The 19,370-nt window shown below is 46.1% G+C and carries 7 protein-coding genes; all 7 read right to left on the reverse strand.

The features are described from left to right. On the reverse strand, window positions 1–2,402 hold a 2,402-nt coding region (locus tag AAC033_RS13985), incomplete at its 3' end, for a SusC/RagA family TonB-linked outer membrane protein (protein WP_339739154.1). A gap of 31 nt (window positions 2,403–2,433) precedes the next feature. Then, entirely contained in the window at window positions 2,434–4,203 is a 1,770-nt protein-coding gene (locus AAC033_RS13990; RefSeq protein WP_339739157.1) for a RagB/SusD family nutrient uptake outer membrane protein, read from the reverse strand. Window positions 4,204–4,274: 71 nt separating this feature from the next. Next, window positions 4,275–7,361, reverse strand: coding sequence for a TonB-dependent receptor (locus AAC033_RS13995; RefSeq protein WP_339739159.1), 3,087 nt, complete (start codon window positions 7,359–7,361; stop codon window positions 4,275–4,277). Between the two features lie 509 nt (window positions 7,362–7,870). Then, window positions 7,871–11,944: a two-component regulator propeller domain-containing protein gene (locus tag AAC033_RS14000; RefSeq protein ID WP_339739161.1), complete on the reverse strand. Its 4,074-nt coding sequence runs from the start codon at window positions 11,942–11,944 to the stop codon at window positions 7,871–7,873. 429 nt (window positions 11,945–12,373) lie between these two features. Beyond that, complete coding sequence (locus tag AAC033_RS14005; RefSeq protein ID WP_339739163.1) at window positions 12,374–15,070, reverse strand: glycoside hydrolase family 78 protein; 2,697 nt, start codon at window positions 15,068–15,070, stop codon at window positions 12,374–12,376. Window positions 15,071–15,382: 312 nt separating this feature from the next. Continuing rightward, window positions 15,383–16,324, reverse strand: coding sequence for a hypothetical protein (locus AAC033_RS14010; RefSeq protein ID WP_339739165.1), 942 nt, complete (start codon window positions 16,322–16,324; stop codon window positions 15,383–15,385). A gap of 190 nt (window positions 16,325–16,514) precedes the next feature. Continuing rightward, window positions 16,515–19,370 (reverse strand): PAS domain S-box protein (locus tag AAC033_RS14015; RefSeq protein WP_339739167.1); only part of this gene is annotated, 2,856 nt, incomplete at its 5' end.

The following is a 19,370-nucleotide window of genomic DNA, read 5'->3' on the forward strand; positions in this document are numbered from 1 at the left end:
TGAAATTCTTCATTCATCTCCAAAATCTCGTTTTTGGCGAAAGAGAAATTCCCTCCAAAATGATAGCTGAAGTCTCCGACTTGGTTCTCCCAAAGAAGAGAAACTTCTATGCCTTTGTTTTCCACTTCACCTACGTTTTCAACCGGACGTGCAACACCAATTAGTGAAGGCACCGAACCATTTGTGGAAGCCAGAATTTGGCTTCTTTTCTCATAAAAAGCGTCGATATTCAGCGTGAGGTGGTCCAACATTTCGAAATCCACGCCGAGGTTTGACTTCAATGATTTTTCATAAGTCAGCCCAAAAGCAGGCAGCTGTCCTTCGACAATGCCTCCGGAGCTACTGTTGTTGTCGGTAAAGAAATAGTTTCCTCCTGAGAAGAAGCCTTGGTCGTATAGATTGGGATCCATCAGGTCATTTCCACTCATACCCCAGGATGCCCGCACTTTCATAAAATCAATAACCCGGCTGTCGCGAAGGAAGTCCTCGCGGCTTGCAATCCAACCTGCGGACAGCGAAGGAAATAATCCGAAGCGGTCACCATCAGGTAGGATGTTGCTGCCGCTGTACGACAAAACACCGTCTAGATAGTACTTATTTTGATAGCCATAGCTGGCCGAGGCAATCAGGTTTTGATGTAAAAAGGTATTGTACTGCTTGTCGTTTACGCGCTTATCCTGATGATAGATGAAGGAAGTATTCAGTTCACTTTCGTTCCACGAAGTTTCATAATTCACTTTTCCGAAGATGGTTGCGTGACGACGCTGCCCTCCGAAACTATCGGAAGCATTCAAATCCGTTTCGCTACCATAGAGAGCAACCGTGGTATCGCTAATCGCGCCGGTTGACGGATCGCGTGCAACAGCAACGCTTTCGTATAGGAAGTCACGGGTTTTGCTTTCCCAGTAGGCCACCTGATTATCATAGCCCACAGCGACTTCGGCAGATAAACCCTCAAGCCAGGCACTCAAATCCTGCGTGATGCGTCCATCGGCATTAATCTCACGGCTGTGAGGGGTCCGAACTCCTGTGGATGAAACCAAAGCCATGGGGTTGTTGTCGTAATACTCTGTTCCGCCCCAGTTACCGTTAAAGGTTTCAACAGGGAACACACCGGATGGAACGCTGTATAACGCATCCATCACGCCACTAACCCGCGCGCCCGGCTCATTACGTCCATCGATCGCCCCGGCAACATTCACCCGGAATTTCGTGGTTTGTGTCAAATCAATATCCAGGTTCGTTCTGAAGTTAAAACGATCGTATTTCATTTGGCTATTGTAACGATCATCCAAGGTCGTATGATCAAACATGCCACGCTCATTCTGATAATTAAGCGCTACAAAATACTTGACCGTTTCGCCTCCACCCCGGAAGTTGGAGCTGAAATTGGTGTTCGTTCCATAGTCCTTGAGTGTTTCTCCCATCCAATCGACGTTGGGGAAGAAAGACGGTTGATTTCCGCTTTGATAATCCTGAAGGTCCCATTCGGAGTAAACAAATGGGTTTCCGTCCAAGGCACTGGCTTCGTTTACCGCCTGCGCATAATCGTATCCACTGAGGAAATCAGGTGTCCGGAAAGGTTTATTAAAACCTTGCTCAAATTTGAAATCAACATGAAACGAATTGTACTCTCCTCTTTTGGTGGTCACCAACAGCACACCATTGGCCCCTCGCTGACCATACATGGCCAAGGCTGCTCCATCTTTCAACACCGCAACACTTTCAATCTCGTCCAATGACAAGGAATTCATGTCGCGTTCGAATCCATCGACCAGCACCAACATCGAGCTGTTTTTAAACGTGCCTTTTCCACGTATAAACATATCGGGCCTGCGATTCCAGGGCTCACCCCCGTTTTGCAGAACGCTTAAACCACTAAGCTGGCCGTAAAGACTTTCTTCAGGATTCATGGCCGAGCTTTTTTCCAGTTGGTCGGAATACACCACATCAATCGATGACGTGAGCTGATCAACTTCTTGCTCCTTGCCAAATCCTAATTGAATTTTCTTATCTGAATAATCCAGGCGCACCTGAATATCGGAGGAAGTAACCGGCACCACTTTGACCATGGATTGATAACTTATCTTCATCAAGCCCTCAGGAACAACATTAAAGGTCGCATTCCCTTCGCTACTGGTCACAGCCATCGCATCAGGCAAGGCCAGCAGTTCTATCTGCGCACCGGCAATCGGCTTTCCAGCCGGATCAACAACCTGAACATTCAGGCTGTTTTCCTGACCCGCCAACGTTTGTACTGACAAAAGCAGCACAATGAATGCGATTAATTTCATACCTCTCTTTTTTATTTTCTTTTGCCACTGGAAATGTCTGGCAGAAGCTCCGTCCGACGATTGAGGAGCAATTCCATCAACCCATTTGACTATTTTATTTCTTTTCATTTTCAGTTCGATTAATGAATTAAAAAAACAACTACTCCCATCCCGGGTTTTGTACCAAACCATACGCTTTATTAATCTCATCTGGCGGGAAAGCACTCAAATACCATTTGGGTGACCAGTTGGTTTGCCAGTAGCGCTCAGAGAGTGGGAAGGTTTCATAGCTAAATGAGCCATCTCCATTTTTGTAGGTATTGACACCATGCAACGTTTGCTGAAAGAGATCGGCACGTTTCCACCGAATGATGTCAAACCAGCGGACTTCTTCAAATCCAAATTCACAGGCACGCTCCTTCAAAACAGCTTCGCGGAATTCGACCTGCGAAAGTCCGGATGGAAGATCGCTTAAGCCAACACGATTTCTGACTTGATTAACAGCCGCATAAGCCGCCGCATTTGGACCTCCATTGGCTTCATTCAGCGCTTCGGCATAGGTGAGGTAAATTTCACTCAAACGCAGGTAAGGCCAATGTATAATTGAACCAACGGATGTCGCATTGTTACCATCCAACCAAAATTTTCGAATACCAAATCCTGAAGCTCTTCCGTTGGCATTGGCATTTTGCCGTTCGCGGCCACCAATCCAAATTTCGGCTGTCCGTCCTCTAAAACTGTCGCCATTCACCAGCACCGTTTCATAAAGACGTGGATCGCGGTTGGCCCAGGGGCTTGCCGGATCCCAGCCGGAGCTCGGATCGTCAATAGGTGTTCCATCGGCCATATCAAACATATCCACATATTCTTTGGTCGGGTTTACCGTTCCATAACCTCCGGCACTCTGGAAGAAATAGAAATTTCCGTCCCAATACCCGGGAGCCTTAAACCGTACTCGTGTGCTGATCAAAACTTCGCCGTTTCCGCGTTGGTAGTAGGCATTTTGAAAATCCTGACGCGGATTGCCGGTGTTCACCAACGCATAGCCTCCCTGCGACTCGGCTTTATCAATCAATGCTTTGGCTGCCTGGGCAGTGCGGGTCCACAAAGCAGCATCGTAGCCTCCGTGCCAGGTCATGTTCTGGGAAGATGCTTCTCCTTCGAGGTAAGGGGCATTATCATTGAATAATGGACTTGCACCAAACAAGAGGACACGAGCTTTGAGTCCCATTGCTGAAGCCTGGGTAAACCGACCATCCCAGTTCGACGGGTCTTCAATCACCCAAGGTAAGTCAGGAATGGCTTCATCGATTAAACTCACAATGGAGTCAAGCGTTGCTTTTGATGTTAAGCGCGGCAAGTCGGTATCTTCCGTTGGTGTATAAGCATGATTCACCCACGGTAGTCCGCCATAGTGCCGATACATATCTGTATAATGAAGCGCAATAATCATTTTAGCTTCTGCCCTAAGCTGATCCAAGTACTCCGCGGAACCTTCAGGAATACGATAGGAATTTTCGATGAAATTCCATCCGATACGGATTCCATCCCAACTTTGTTCCTGAATATAGTGATACTTGGTGTTGGTCGCTGAATTTTCAACAGCGGCACTATATTGTCCGGAATAATATTGCTGAACAGCTCCGCCCCAGCCTAAAGAACTTTGATTGAGGTCGGTAAGCGATTCGAGAATATCCATTCCCATCTTGTTTCCTTTAGCCGACCAGTTCAGGTTCAGCCCATAAGGTAGCGTTCGGTAACCCTGCCATAAATAACGCTCTGACAATTCCAGCGAGTTAAAGATGGTATCTGCTGTAACATCCACACTGGGTTCTTTTTCAAGAAAATCATTCCCGAACTTCAACTCCTCACATGAACTCAGAAGCAACCCAATGACAGCAACAACATAGAGTAGTGTATTATTTTTCATTTGACTTCTTTTTCTCATAATTTGTAACATTTTCAACATGCAAAACCTGTTGGTTAACTAACTGGTACATTCTAGAAATCTACCTTAACCCCAAGGTTATAGACCTTAGTCAGAGGGTATGCTGAATCGCTTCCTGTGCGGGATTCAGGATCGGTGATGTCGAGTTTATCAATGGTGATCAGGTTATATCCATTGAGGAATGCCCTGAGGTTTTGAATACCAAAGCGGTTAAGAAAACTGCCATCAAAATTGTACCCCAGCTCCAGGTTTTTTAGTCGGACGTAAGACGCATCACGCAACCAGAAATCGGAACTTTTGGTGTTGTTATTCTGCCCCACCAAAGTCATTCGCGGATAGGTAGCTGCATCAGCCGTTTCGGGAGTCCATCGGCCATCGGCCATGTACTGAAGCAGCGAACGGTCTTGCGTAGCACCGAAAGCCACCCGGTAGGTTTCACCTAACAAACGGGAAGTGTTGGTGGCACCTGCCCACGACATGGATACATCAACGCGCTTCCAACGAAAACCCATGTTGGCACCAAAGGTGAACTCCGGATATTGCGGATGTCCAATAGCCCGTTGATCGTCTTGATCAATAACACCGTCGTCGTTTAAATCCTGATAAACCATATCACCCGGCTGAAGATTGTATTGATGATCAGGAACGTTTGTATTATCAACATCGGCTTCGGTGAAGAACCGGTCAAATACATAACCAAATGGCTGACTGACCGAGTGGCCTGTCCGATACAGGTAATCCTCATTTTGAGGTACTTCGTCCATGAAAATGATGGTATTTCTGGCATGCGAAGTGTTCAGATTAATCCAATAACGAAAATCGCTATTGACTGCCTGATTCCATCGGGTTTCCACTTCGAAGCCTTTGTTTTCCACTTCTCCAATATTCACAGCCGGCAAATCGTAAGCCACATAACCCGGAACAGTTCCACGGAAGGTCAGGATATCTTTCCTGTTTTCAATGAAGTAGTCAAAGTTAACTCCGAGTTTTCCATTGATGAATTTCATATCCACTCCAAGATTCTGTTTTTGAGCTGTTTCCCAGGTAACATCGGGATTTCCAATTTGTCCTTCGCTTGCCGCAGTCTGGTTGGTCGGATTATCGGTTCCAAAGTTGTAGCCTCCGGAAGAAGGGTTGTAACTATCGGGAAGGTAAAGGAAGCGATCTCCTCCAATTTTATCATTCCCCACCAAACCAAAGGAGGCGCGTATTTTCAAATAGTTGAAGAATGGTAGAGCATCCATGAATGGCTCTTCGGTAATGATCCAGCCAGCAGACATGGCCGGGAAAACACCAAACCGCTTGTCTTCTGCAAAGTTTTCAGAGCCGTTGTAACCAATGTTAAAATCGACAAGGTACTTGGTGTTATAATCATAAGTTACGCGGCCGACCAAACCGACAAGGCCGGTTGGGATGTCGCGGAACTGTCCCGGATAATATACCTTATTTTGATTGTACAACACCAGTCCTCCAACATTGTGCTGACCAAAATCGCGGTTATAGCTAAATCCGGCTTCCAAATACCAGTTCCTGCCTTTTCCATAGTTCTCATTGTAGCCCAAATTCCCGTCTGATCCATTCTTGCGGTAAACAATACTCATGTCAGTGGGATCGGCATCCGGATCCACATCTTTCCGGAAAAAAGGCTCATAATTGGCGACCGAAGAGTTGCGGACTTTGGTGTGCGTGTAGTTGGTATTGTAAGCCACCTTTGTTCTAAAACTCAAGCCCTTGGTGATAAATTTCAGATCTTGATTGATATCGATATCGAAATTCAGGTTGTTATTTAGGATATTGGAAAAGCCTCGCCCGTAAAACGGATCCAAACCATCTTTCTTCTGGTTCGGAATATAATAATCACCGTTCAGAATGTATTTTCCATCCACAACGCCCGGCCCTGAAAAAGGAACCGACCAGTAGATCAAGCGAAAAAGCTGGTCCATGCCGTCTTTTGCATTGGGCTGATTGGTCACTCCAACCCGTCCGCCGGCAGTAATTCCAACCTTCGTGGTTTCGGTGACATTGATGTCCAGGTTCGTCCGGTAATTATAACGTTTGTACGAAAAGTTGTAATCATACTGCGAATCGAAGGTTTCGAACAAACCCCCTTGATCGAGGTAACCGACCGACACAAAGTATTTTACCTTATCGGTTCCACCCGAAATATTCACGTTTCCTTTGTACTGCATCGCGGTGGGTTTCAAAATATAATCTACCCAGTCGGTATTCGGATAAATCAGCGGATCCGATCCTGTGCTAAAGGCGTTCAGTGCCTGGGGCGAAAACCGGAGCTGGTCAGCTGTCAGCGACGGGTCATCGTTTAACTGCGCTTCATTGTAACGCGAAGCATAAGTGTAACTATCGGCAAACTCAAGCAATCGGGTTGGCTGCTGCATACCGGTTGAAAAACTCGTGGAGATTTTTGCTGCTCCTTTTTCACCGCGTTTGGTTGTTACAATGATAACGCCATTTGCTCCACGAACACCATAAACAGCGGTTGCCGAAGCATCTTTCAAAACCGATACACTTTCAATTTCATTGGCATCCAACTGCATAAATGATCGCTCAACCCCATCGACAATCATTAGTGGTTGCGATCTGCCTTCGGAAAGCGAAGCAACCCCACGCACGTAAATAGTTGGGTCATCGGCACCCGGTTGTCCGGAAAACTGGATGGTGCTAAGCCCGGTTACTTTACCGGCCAGGGAGTTTGCCACGCTTGCGCTTGGTGACTTTAAGAGTTCTTCAGAATCTACAGAAGTAATGGCCCCCGTAATCGAGACTTTTTTCTGCTGCCCGTAAGCCACCACCTGAACTTCATTTAAATCATACATGGCCGATGCCATCTCAACGTCAATCACACGCTGGTTTCCGACACTCACTTCCTGGGACTCAAGCCCAACAAAAGTAAAAACCAACACACTCCCTGATGATACACTCAGGATGTAATTCCCGTCAAAATCAGTAATCGTACCATTTGTGGTACCCTTCTGAATAACGGTAACACCAGGAACAGGCTCTCCTTCCGTGTCAGTCACCGTTCCGGTTACCTGCACGTTTTGAGCCAATAAGAGGTTGTTCATTCCGAACAAAATCATTAAGGTCAGAAATAAACAAATCCATCTCCGTTTTTTTCTCATAGGTTCTAAGTTTTATTCGTTAATAATTAGTGTTGAGTATTTATAGATAGATGGTTAATAATAAGATCAACCAAAGCGTTAGCAAGACATAGAGTAAATAAATTACAATTTTGGGATTGCCTCTGATATTCAGTCCCAACTTGCGTCTCAACCAATCCTCTTTGTTTTCTTTCAACATGAAATTTCTTAATGTCATTTCCAATCAGCGCAAATTACGTGATGCAAATTGGAACATTTTTTAACATTTGAAAATGGAGATTCAACCAAATAAGGTAGCATTTCCCTTCTTTCTTTTCTTATGCGGATTATCAAAAAAGGGGGTAATTCAAGTCAACGAATAGCACTAACGCATTAATCAACTGAGGATTAAAACAGACTCAAAGCCGTTCATGGCGTTTGATCAGGATGATCACAGAAAAGAAAGCATCGTGTTCGTTCGATCACAAACGCACAAAAAACATCGGTGCTTTTATGCCTTGGTCGACGCAGCGTGGAATAAGCAATCCGTATTATCCTTTTCGGTTTGTTTTCCGATAGTCAGATGGTGTGGTTCCATAAACGGCCTCAAAACTCTTACGAAAGTTTCGGGTATCAGCGTAGCCCACGTTTTCAACTATTTCCGAAACCGTCAGGTTGGTTTCGGCCAAATAGCTTGCCGCCTTCTTCAGGCGAATGCTTTTTATAAACTCGCCAGGCGATTGCGCCACCACACCCTTCATTTTCCGGTAGAAGGTCGAGCTGCTCATTCCCATTTCGCGTGCCACGAAATCGGCATCCAGCGAAGGATTCTTGATATTTTTCTCAATGACCGAGATGACCGCTTTAATCATCGCTTCATCTGCAGGCGTGATCTCTTTGTTCAGAGGATCAAGATTCACCTTTTTCTGGTACTTCGCTTTCAGGGCAGCCCGCTGAGCGATGACCTGTTTTACTTTCTCCAGCAACAGAGCCGGATCAAACGGCTTCGTCAGATAAGCATCAGCGCCTTTTCGCGTGCCCATCAAATAATCCTGATCCCGATCTTTGGCGGTGATCAGGATCACCGGGATATGCGAAATTCGATCATGGTTTTTAATACGCTGGCACAACTCATAGCCATCCAACTTGGGCATCATTACATCAGAAAGAACCAAATCAGGCACGTGCTCAATCGCCGCATGAAATCCCGCCAGACCATCCTCCGCCTCCAAAACCTGGTAATGGTCGACTAACAAATTAACCATGTAATCGCGCACCTCGTCATTGTCTTCTACAATCAACACTTTGGGGCCATTGTTTCCAGCCCGATTTAGCGTTGAGCCAGCTGGAGTAAGGTCAGCAAGCTGCCATTTCATTTCATTGATCTGAAGATCCGGGGCATCGACTACCCGCTCATTTTCCAGCAAATGAGCAGAACCCTTAGGAAGACGAATGGTAAAATGAGTCATTGCTCCCGACTTGCTCTCTACCTCAATCTGGCCTCTGTGCAAGTCAACAAAACGCTTGACCAGATAGAGTCCAATACCATATCCACTGTAGTTTTTATGTCCTGATGCCTGGTAAAACCGCTCAAAAAGGCGACTAATTTCACCCTCTGAAATTCCCTTGCCATTATTAGACACCTTGAGGATCATTTCCTGTTCTGACTCCGTCAAATCCAACTTAACGACTGGCGGTTGTCCCGAATACTTGAATGCGTTGGACAACAGATTGGTGATAATAATATCCATCTTTGAAGGTTCGAACCAAAGTTCCGGCTGACGAACATCGAATAAGACCTGAAAATCAATCTTTTTGCGAATAGCCATTTCCTGAAAAGCATTGCTGATGCCTTTCACAAAATCGACGATATTGTACGCTGACGCTTTCAGTTCCATTTTACCAACTTCAACTTTTCGGAATTCGAGCAGCTGATTCAATAGAAAAACGAGCTTGGATGCGCTGGAATAAATTAAGTGGAGCCGTTTGGTGAAAAAAGATTGGCTTAAGCTGTTAAAATCAGTCGACATCAACTCCTCCAACGGGCCTTGAATAAGGGTTAACGGCGTTTTCAACTCATGCGATATATCGGTGAAAAAGCGAAGTTTGTATTCATTCATCTCATGTTCCTGAATCCGGTTCAGGTGTTCCATTCGCGCTGCATTCTGCAAGCGTTCTTGCTTCAATGAAGTTCTGTTTATAAGAAAGACGATCACCATCAAAACCAGAATATAAATGGTAAACGCATACCAGGTTTTCCATGGAGGAGGAAGTATTTCAATCTGAATTCTCCGCCCTTCAAGATTCCAAAAGCCATTACTGTTTGATCCGGCGAACTGAAGGGTATAATCGCCCGGGGCGAGATTGCTAAACGAAAAATGTCGTCGCTTTCCGGTATAAACCCAGTCTCCTTCGCCATTTTCATCCATCAAGCGATAGGAATACTGATTATTTTCCGGAGACTTATAATCCAAAGCGGCAATCTCGAATGAAAACTCTTTTTGGGTATGGTCGAAAGTCAGCTTTTCAACCTCGTTAATCGAAACAGGTAATATTCCCTTTTCATGAACGGGCACATCACGATTCATGACCTTAAAACTGGTGATCGCAATTTCGGGAATGGTCATATTGTCCTCGAAGTGGGCGGGGTAAAAAAAAGTCAAATCAGCATAGCCTCCAAAATAGATTGTGCCATCGTCAGCCTTGCAGCTTGCCCCCTCAGCAAAATTGTAACCGCCAACTCCATCACTCACATCATAATTTCGAAACTCGCCGGTTTGCGGGTTAAATCGTGAAATACCGGCATTGGTACTCACCCAAATATAACCCAAAGCTTCCTCAACCGCATTAACATAGTCATCTGTCAGGCCATCTTTGTTGGTGTATTCAGTGAGTTCATATTCACCCTGCTCATTTTTTGTCAGGCAATTCAGGCTGCAAGGAGTTCCGAACCACAATCGGTTGAGTGAATCAACATGGCAAGCTAAAATAATATCGCACAGCAACTCTTGCTCTTCATCTAAAAAATCCGTTACAGAGACCGGAATCGAGTCATTCTCACCAATCAAATACAAGCCCTTATAGGTTCCAATCCAAAGCGTTCCCGAACGATCGGTAACCAACGAAGAAACTCTGTTATCTTCTAAACTTCGGTTTTGGTCACCCGAACGAAAATAGCTCTTCAGATCATACTGACCATTCTCAAAGGAAAAGACATACAATCCATTTTGCTGGGTAGCCACCCATAACTCGCTTCCAACTTCCTTGATATCAAGCACTTTTCGAACAGCACCAAGTTCTGTGCTGTTAAAATACTTAGTGGCTTCAACCAATTCATATTGGCCTCGGCTATTCTTATGGACAATAAATAAACCGCCTTCAAGCCCTACCCACAATCGCCCCTTTGAATCGGGCGCAATTGCTTTTACCATAAAGCGAGTGCTACCATATTGTGGATTTCTGCGCTCAAAACCAACCGGTTTGTAAGTGATTTTATCCGTTGTAACATACAATCCACTACCGCGGGTTCCAATCCATAATTCGCCCTCGTCTGAAGCATAGACCGAATTGACATGCCAGGACTCAGCGGTGGTATTATTGACAGAAGAAATGGATTGAAACTGTCTGCTATCGGACAATTTAACGACACCTCCACCATCAGTGCCAAACCAAATATCGCCAACGGGATCCTGAAAAATATCAAGAATAATATTGTAATCCTCTGATTTTCGCTTCATGTCGGCAGGCCGCAATGAAACTTCAACCGAAGTTTTGTTGGCACTGTCGAAACGGTAAAGCCCGTTCCCCCAGGTTCCCACCCAAATATGCTGGTTTTTATCCAACAGGAGGGAATAGGTATTTGTCACTCGCTGACCTCCTTCACTGACAATATCATAGGATACGTGGGTCATGGCGCTGTAGTTTAAGCTGACCACCCCACTATTCCAGCCAACCATCCACAGCACCGAATCAACAGGATCTTCAACAATTTCAGTCACTTCATGATACCCAGGCCGCAATGGATATCTCCTGATCTCCTCATCGTCGGCCTTTCGATAACTCAAGCCAGTGCTCGATCCAAACCACATCGTACCATCCTGCGACTGAAGAATAGCACTTATACGCTGTCCAGACATATAATGGGAGATCTTCTTCGTTCCGGGGTCATATTCATATAATCCACTTCCCCAACTTCCAAACCAATAATTCCCGGTATCGTCTTTGAAAATCTCAATAATTCGATTGGGGAATTCGCCGGCAACACGGTCCAAGTCTTTAAATGTAAGTGCTTCAAGGTCATAAATTCCTAAACCACCCGATTTTGTTCCGATCCAAATATCGCCCTGATCATCGACATACAAACACTCAATCGAAGGATTTTTTAGCCCGTTAATTTGGTGTGGTTCGGGCTTATAGGGAACAAATTCGTAACCGTCAAAGCGGTTCAAGCCGCCACGTGTCCCAAACCACATAAAACCATACTTGTCTTGCACAATCGAGGTTACTTCGCTTTGAGACATCCCATCTTCAACCGAAAAATAACTCATCAAGTAGTTTTCATTCAAATTCTGTCCCAATACATTCTTCCCCAAAAGCAGGAAACAAAGGATCAGGAACAATCCCATAACTCTGAATATGACTTTGACGCAAGTTCCTCGCATGAAGTAATTTTATGACAGAGATATAACATTAACGGCACCACAACACCCAGGCTATTCACATTTCCCTGGCCTTTAAAAGTAATATTTTCCGTCGAATAACAAATATCCACTCAGTCCCACGCTCATTAAATAAGCTGACAGGAATCCTTTTGGTAACGTTACGCTATTAAATGACACACGTGCTCGTTGTCTGCAAATCAGTCGGAACGGATCATTCCTAAAATGGAAGCACTCTAGGCCGTGAGCATTGCTTTGCTCACCATTTACGACATGCGCAAAGCAGCCGATAAAGCAATGATTATAGAAGATATCAAGCTTCTTCAAAAGCGCAAAATTGATCATTTAAGAGTAGCACCAATCGTTAACAACTTACTTTCGAACGTTTTTATTTTTCTACCGGATTAAAAAACGGTAGTCGCCAGCTTTAAGCTCCAGAATCGCCTGTTCCTGATCCAGTTCCAGAATTTTAAGGTTTGTGTTCTTCGATAAGTTTTTACCTTTCTCTTCAATCTTTGTTCCCCGAAGCCGAAGTCTGGCCGTGCTGTTAGCCGGAACCGAAACCTGGTAATCAACGGTCCGTCCCTTCCGTTTCCATGAAGACACGATGGTGCCATAGGGGCTTTCGTGTGTGGCTTCAAACTGATCCAGACCGTTTACAAAATTCGGGTTCAACAGGATATTCTTGAAGCCGGGTTGCTCTTCGTCCGGGAAAATACCGCCCAGTGCTTTGTAGTACCAGGCGCTGATTTCGCCAAACATGATGTGGTTCATCGAAATATCGCTTTTGGCATCCAGCGGCCAGTTTTCATAAAAGGTGGTGGCGCCGTTCACAATCCACCAGCCCCAGGAGGGAAAGGTCTCCTGCGAGGCAACTTCCCAGGCCAGCTCCGGATACCCGTTTTCACTCAGGGCATTCAAAATGGCTTTGGTACCAAGCAAACCCACATCAATGTGCTTATCATCGGCTTCCACACGTTTAGCCAGGTTTTCGGCCACCTTCGCTTGCAATTCCTGCGGAACCAGTCCCCAGTATAAAGCAACACTCAGCTCGGTTTGCAGCCCGCTGCCATACAAGCCCGTTTCACGGTTGAGATATTTTTCATTCACCGTTTTCTTGATCTTTTCGGCCAGTGCTGTGTAATGCTTGAAATCGGCTTCTTTCCCCAGGATACTGGCTGTCTTCGATAAGATCAGCGCATCCACGTAATAATACGCGGAGGAAGTAAATTCTTTGGGAGTCTTCGATTTCACCGGCACCCAATCGCCCAAGCCCCAGTCGGTAATGCCCGATGGATACAGCTCATCAATGTGATCCACATAGCGCTTGATGTTGTCGTAGCAGCGCTCCAGCAAGCGGGAATCACCATAAAACAAGTAGATATTCCATGGAATAATAGCAATGGTGCTGGTCCAGTCCGGACCATTTGCCCAGGTGTAGCCCCATCCGTCGGTGGGAATGATGGCCGGCAGCACGCCGTTGGGCTGCTGTTCATCGCGATGATCAGCCAGCCATTTTTCGTAGATCGTAATTCCATCGAAATTATACAAGCCGGTCTCAATGGCAATATGTGCATCTCCGGTCCAGCCGTTCTTTTCGCGCTGTGGGCAGTCCGTAGGATAACCAAACAAGTTGGAAAGATAGGATGCGTTGGCAGCTTCCCAAGCCCTATTCAAGGTGGTATTGGATGAGCGAACGTTCCCGGAAGGAGGCACATCGCTATGCATAAAGTAAGCGGTCAGGCTTTCTTTAGTCAGCTCCAATGGTTGGTCAGAACTGACTTCCACGTATTGGAACCCTTTGTAGTTAAAACGCGGCATAAAGCGCTCTTCTCCCTCCCCACGCAGGATAAAGATATCGGTTTGAAAAGGATCAGAATCATCTGTAGGTCGATAGTGCACGTCAATATTGGACATGTCCGCTTTTCCATTCTCATCCAGCCGTTCGGTATGTTTCAGGCGAATGGTGGTTCCTTCTGCTCCGGAAACGTTGATACTCGTCACCCCAGCCATGTTTCTTCCAAAATCGAACAGCCAGGTTCTTTCGCCCTGCCGGGTCATGCTCACTGCCCGGATTTCCGTGACATGACGAATTGGATGCAACACCTGGGCAGTAATATTTTGCGAAGGCGCATTGGTTGGCATGGCATTTCGCCAGCCTTCCGGTTTGAAGCCGGGCGAGTCCCAGCCGGCTTGCTCCAATCGGGCATCGTAATGTTCGGCCGTATAAATGCTGTTGAAAATAACCGGGCTTAGTGCAGTCTGCCAGTCCGACCCGGTGCTGACGGTCTCCTCCGATCCATCCGCGTAAGTGATCCGCAAATCCATGCAGAATTTGGGACGGGCGCGCCAGGGCGCCTGGTCGAAATACCAGACCGCCGTGGATTGGTGGTTATACCAGCCATTGCCAAGCAACACCCCCAGCACGTTTTCGCCCTGCCGCAGGTTGGTGGTCACATCGTGAGTGACGTACAAATTTCGCCGGTCGAATCGCGTATAAGTTGGATCGAGCCGGTGATCGCCAATTCGTTCGCCGTTGATGGATAGTTCATATAATCCGGCTACGGATATATAGACCCGTGCCGACAGAATTTGCTTTTTCGTATTGAATGCCTTTCGGAAATAGGGTGCCGGCTTCAGCTTGTAGTCATGTGTATCGCTAATCCAGTGGCCTTTCCAGTTGTGCTGATCCATCAGGCCAGTTTCAAACCAGACGACTTCCGACCAGTCGGTCCAATTCGCACTTTCATCCTGAATCCGGACACACCAGTAATAACGGGTAAAGGGATTGAGTTCAGGGCCTTGGTAAACTGCAGGAATGGTTCCCGACTTGATGGTTTCCGACTCCCAGACATTGCCGGAGCCTGAGCTCACGTCAAGCTCATCAGTTCCCACAATAATTTGGTAAGCCTGCTGCATGAGGCCCGGTTCTTCACTCACCGTTTGCCAGGTGAAACGCGGATGGGACTCATCAATCCCCAGGGGATTTTCGAGATATTCACATTGGAGTTTTGTAACGGTTGATTGGGAAAAACCCGGATGACTGAGCACCATCAAAAAGATGATGGGGAGGAATAGGTCAATTCTGTTCATGGAATGAATGTTTGCCCAAAAATAACAAATTATCCGGGTTTACACGGGCGGCTTCAAACTTGATGGCCAGCTCTTCTGTGTGGCCAGCTATCGTCTATAGATCGCCAGCATACAGATCCAGGTGGGCAGAGATCATCTTTAGTTATGGCGGTTACACATCTATGTGTGGCGGTTACATACCTAAGGGCGGCTATTGCATGCATTGCACCGGCCGCAGATAAAAACGCTTTGATGAATATCGACAGGATCAACCAATGTCATTAAAAAATTATCCGGTGTTCATTGGTGGTCATCCACTGACCTTCCCGAGTATTAATCGGCCCCTGGAAGAAACAACTCACCAGGATTTTTAATGCATAAGATCAGGCGAATGGCATACAGCACGGAAAAAATAGCCAGGTAAACCTCATAGGGTTCATTGTTTCCGGTGTAGGTAGAACCTGCCATCAGCAAGAAAAAAATAAACAGACTGGCATGCGGCATAAACAGATTGGTGATCAGCCCTCTGGGTTTGTTGATCAGCCAAAAATAGGAAAGCATAATAAAGGAGCCAAAACCAACAAAAGGATAAGCATACTTAAACAGCGGATTGAAAAAGTTATGAATCGTATTTTCCTGTTGATAGTTTAATCTGAAAAGGTCCGTCGTTTCAATTTCGAAAAACTGCTGTCCCCAACTTACTTCCTCGCCATAAATCAATAAAAATGAGCCGGATAACATGAACAGCCCCCAATTAATTTTTCGCTTGAGCCGTGGAGCCATATCTAGCCTGCGCACCTTCGAAACAGGGATCAACACTAAAATAGCAGCCACAACAAAAAGGTTTGGAGTGAACTTATCAGCCCACCCTTCCCACTGAGGCTCTCCAAAAGCCAGCATCGATAAGTGAAGTGCGATCGCAAGTCCTGAACTGATAATGAAAAAATGTTTCCCAATGTTTTTTCGCGAACAGACCGGATCAGGAAAAAAAATCCTGCTCACATCATATGAGAGTTGCTGTAAGGGCAGGCGCTCCAGAAGTTTGTTGATCCAATTCAAGGCAAAAAGCACACTAAGACCAAACACGCCGGCAAAAAGAAAATATATCATTAGCCTGAGTTTAGCTACCCCCACTTCATTCAGATGTCCATCGGGAGTCAGGTGGATTTTGGCCAGCTCGACCACTTCGTGAAAAAAATAATGGGATAACAGAAGACAAATCAGGGACAAGACAATGCCTACGACCCCAATACGCATAGAGATTTGACGATTCATATACTTAAGATTTTGGGTTGGTCTAACAATTGACCATGACTTTTAGCCGATGCCTATCGACTCGTTTACAAGACCACGCAGAGTATGTCCGTTTAACAATTCGAAATATAAACGATCAAACGGAGGAAGCTGAACAGCTTAGCTTCATCCAACCTAACAAGCATATTCAAGCATTTGTTCTATCTGCCTGCTAAATATATTTTTCAATGATGCTTAACAGGGCCGGAACTTGAATGGGTTTGCTCACGTAATCGTTAAATCCGGAGCGCTTGATTTTCTCAATATCGTCGGTCATTGCGAAAGCTGTTTGGGCAATAATCGGAATCCCGGGGTTAAATTGCCGGATTTGTCGCGTTGCTTCATATCCATCCATTCCCGGCATTTTTATATCCATCAAAACCAACTTAATCCCCGGATTCTGTCTTACAAACTCCACGGCATCCGCACCATTGACAGCATGCAACAAACGATATTTCTTCCTCAACAATACAACCTCCAGATAATAATAGCTGGCTTCATCATCCTCCACAATCAGAATCAGGGACTCTTCGTTGGCAGTGTCTTCGTGTGGTTCAATGACCTGCTGCCGCGTAATTTTGTCTTCAGCTGGCTGGACTCCGCCCGGAATGGATACATAAAACGTACTTCCTTTACCCACTTCGGATTTGAGCCACATCCGGCCATTTAACAGATCAGTGTATGCCTTGCATATCGAGAGGCCCAAGCCAGATCCTTCGTAAGCACGCGTTAAGTTCTGTTCGGCTTGTGTAAAGCGGTCGAAAATCAATTCGTGACGGTCGGCTGCAATTCCGGATCCACTATCCTTAACGTAAAAAACAAGCGCTCCATCTTCCTCCTGAACGCCAATTTCAATGAATCCTTTGGTGGTGAATTTCAACGCGTTTTTTATCAGGTTGACTAAAATCGATTCCAACTTATTATTATCGGTTTTAATCGATGCTTTCTCAGCCAACTGACTCACCATCGAAATTGACAATCCCTTCTTTTCGGCCTCAGGCTTAAAGAAATTACATAAATAGCTTAGCATTTTACTGACATCAAAAACCGACTCCTTCAGATCGATGTGCCCAGCCTCAATCTTGGAGATCTCAATAATATCGTTCAGGGTAGTCATCAACCGGTCACCACTGGAGCGAACCACGTGAAGGTACTCTTCCCTGACCTCAGCATCCAGCTCAGTTTCCTGCAACAACTCCAAAAAGCCGATAATCCCGTTCATGGGAGTTCGGATCTCGTGGCTCATGTTAGCCAGAAACGACGACTTGAGCCGGTCGCTTTCCTCTGCTTTTTCCTTGGCCAGTGTCAAGTCTTCTATTAGTTTCTTCTTTTCGGTGATGTCTTCCCGCACGGTCACAAAATGTGTCATTTTTCCCTCGCTGTTAAAAATGGGGGAAATAATGGCATCAACCCAGTACAAGGTGCCGTCTTTTTTCTTGTTTAACAGTTCTCCTGCCCAGTCTTTCCCGGCAAGAATGTTTTTCCACAGCTCCCTGTAAAATTGATCGGAATGACGTCCTGACTTCAAAATCCGGGGTGTCAGACCAATCACTTCATCCTGCGGGTAACCACTGACGCGGGCAAACGCCGGATTCACATACTCAATTCGTCCTGCAATATCCGTAATGATCATGGCAACGGGACTCTGCTCTACTGCCCGATTGAGCAACCGCAACTGGCGCTCCTGCTTTTTCTTTTCCGAGATATCATGCACAATAGAATGTAGACAACTTTTGCCCTTAATGATCATTGGGCTGCTAAATATCTCCACATCGAAAACAACCCCGTTGGCTTTCCGGTGCTTTAACTCCTTGTTAACATGCGCCTTAGTCAGTGTCCCCTGCAAGCGCTGCATCACAGCCGGAGCTGGCAAGGTGTCGATATCCGTTACGTTCATCTTTACAAACTCGCTCTCGGACCACCCATACAAGGCAGCTGCTGCCTGATTCACTTCAATGATGTTACCGTTGTCGGGGTCGATGATCATTTTTGCGGCAGTATGGCTATAAAACAAGTTACGGAACTTTTCCTCACTTTCGCGCAGAGCTTCTTCCTGTGCTTTTCGCTCGGTAACATCCCGAATGATCATGCTGGTTCGTTCTTCGCCATGGCGGTCGCAAAAAATGGAGGAGGTAAATTCACACAACAAACGCGCCCCATCTTTTCGCTTAAAGTACAGTTCTCCTTTTACCCGGCCGTACTTGCTTCGCTGCTCCAATAGATCGGTTAAGCGTGTGTCGGTATTATCCACCAGGCCACTCCGGCCCCAACGGACAATCTCCGCTTCGCTCATTTCGAACAAGGTGCAGGCCGCCGGATTGGCCGACAAAATTTCGCCATTGGGATTGGTGAGCAAAATGGCATCCAGACTATTCTCAACAAACGAACGGTATTTCTCTTCGCTTTCGCGCAAGGCTTCCAGCGTTTGCTTGAGCTCGGTCACATCACGACAGGAGGCAATCATAATCTGCTCGTGCAAAACCGGGTGGGCGCTCCACGAAAGCCATTTCAGCGAGCCGTCTTTGCACAGGTAGCGGTTGTCAAAACGAACCACCTTTTCTCCTGCACTCATTTTATCGCCAATTTCTCTAGTATCATCGCGATCTTCGGGATAGACAAACTCGAGAAAGGGCTTATCCATCAGTTCTTCCCTACTCCAGCCCAGTGTTCGCTCCCAGGCGGGATTCAGTACTTTGAAAAAACCATCGAAGCCAGCAACACAAAACATATCCACGGTGTAATTAAATACCCGGTCGCTGAGTAGTAGCTTTTCCTCTGCCTGCTTTTGCAGAGTCACATCGCGGGCTATTCCTTCGAGTGCAACCAACTGCCCATCGTCATTAAAAATTGGAATATTGCGTTGTTCTTTCCAGATCTGTTGGCCATCCTTCCGGAAATACCGCAAGGTCAACGACTGGCGAACCGAAGAGTCATCCAGAAGCATCCGCTCCAAAAGCTCGCGATCATCCGGATGCACATACTTAAACACCAAGTCTGGATCAGCATAGTATTCCTCCGGGGCATAGCC

It is taken from the genome of uncultured Sunxiuqinia sp. (genome assembly GCF_963974515.1).
Taxonomy (GTDB): domain Bacteria; phylum Bacteroidota; class Bacteroidia; order Bacteroidales; family Prolixibacteraceae; genus Sunxiuqinia.

What these genes read in the sequence shown, in the direction of transcription:
- AAC033_RS13990 (WP_339739157.1), bottom strand. Translation starts at nt 4,203, where the DNA reads ATGAAAAATAATACACTACTCTATGTTGTTGCTGTCATTGGGTTGCTT.
- AAC033_RS14000 (WP_339739161.1), bottom strand. Translation starts at nt 11,944, where the DNA reads ATGGGATTGTTCCTGATCCTTTGTTTCCTGCTTTTGGGGAAGAATGTA.
- AAC033_RS14005 (WP_339739163.1), bottom strand. Translation starts at nt 15,070, where the DNA reads ATGAACAGAATTGACCTATTCCTCCCCATCATCTTTTTGATGGTGCTC.
- AAC033_RS14010 (WP_339739165.1), bottom strand. Translation starts at nt 16,324, where the DNA reads ATGAATCGTCAAATCTCTATGCGTATTGGGGTCGTAGGCATTGTCTTG.
- AAC033_RS13995 (WP_339739159.1), bottom strand. Translation starts at nt 7,361, where the DNA reads ATGAGAAAAAAACGGAGATGGATTTGTTTATTTCTGACCTTAATGATT.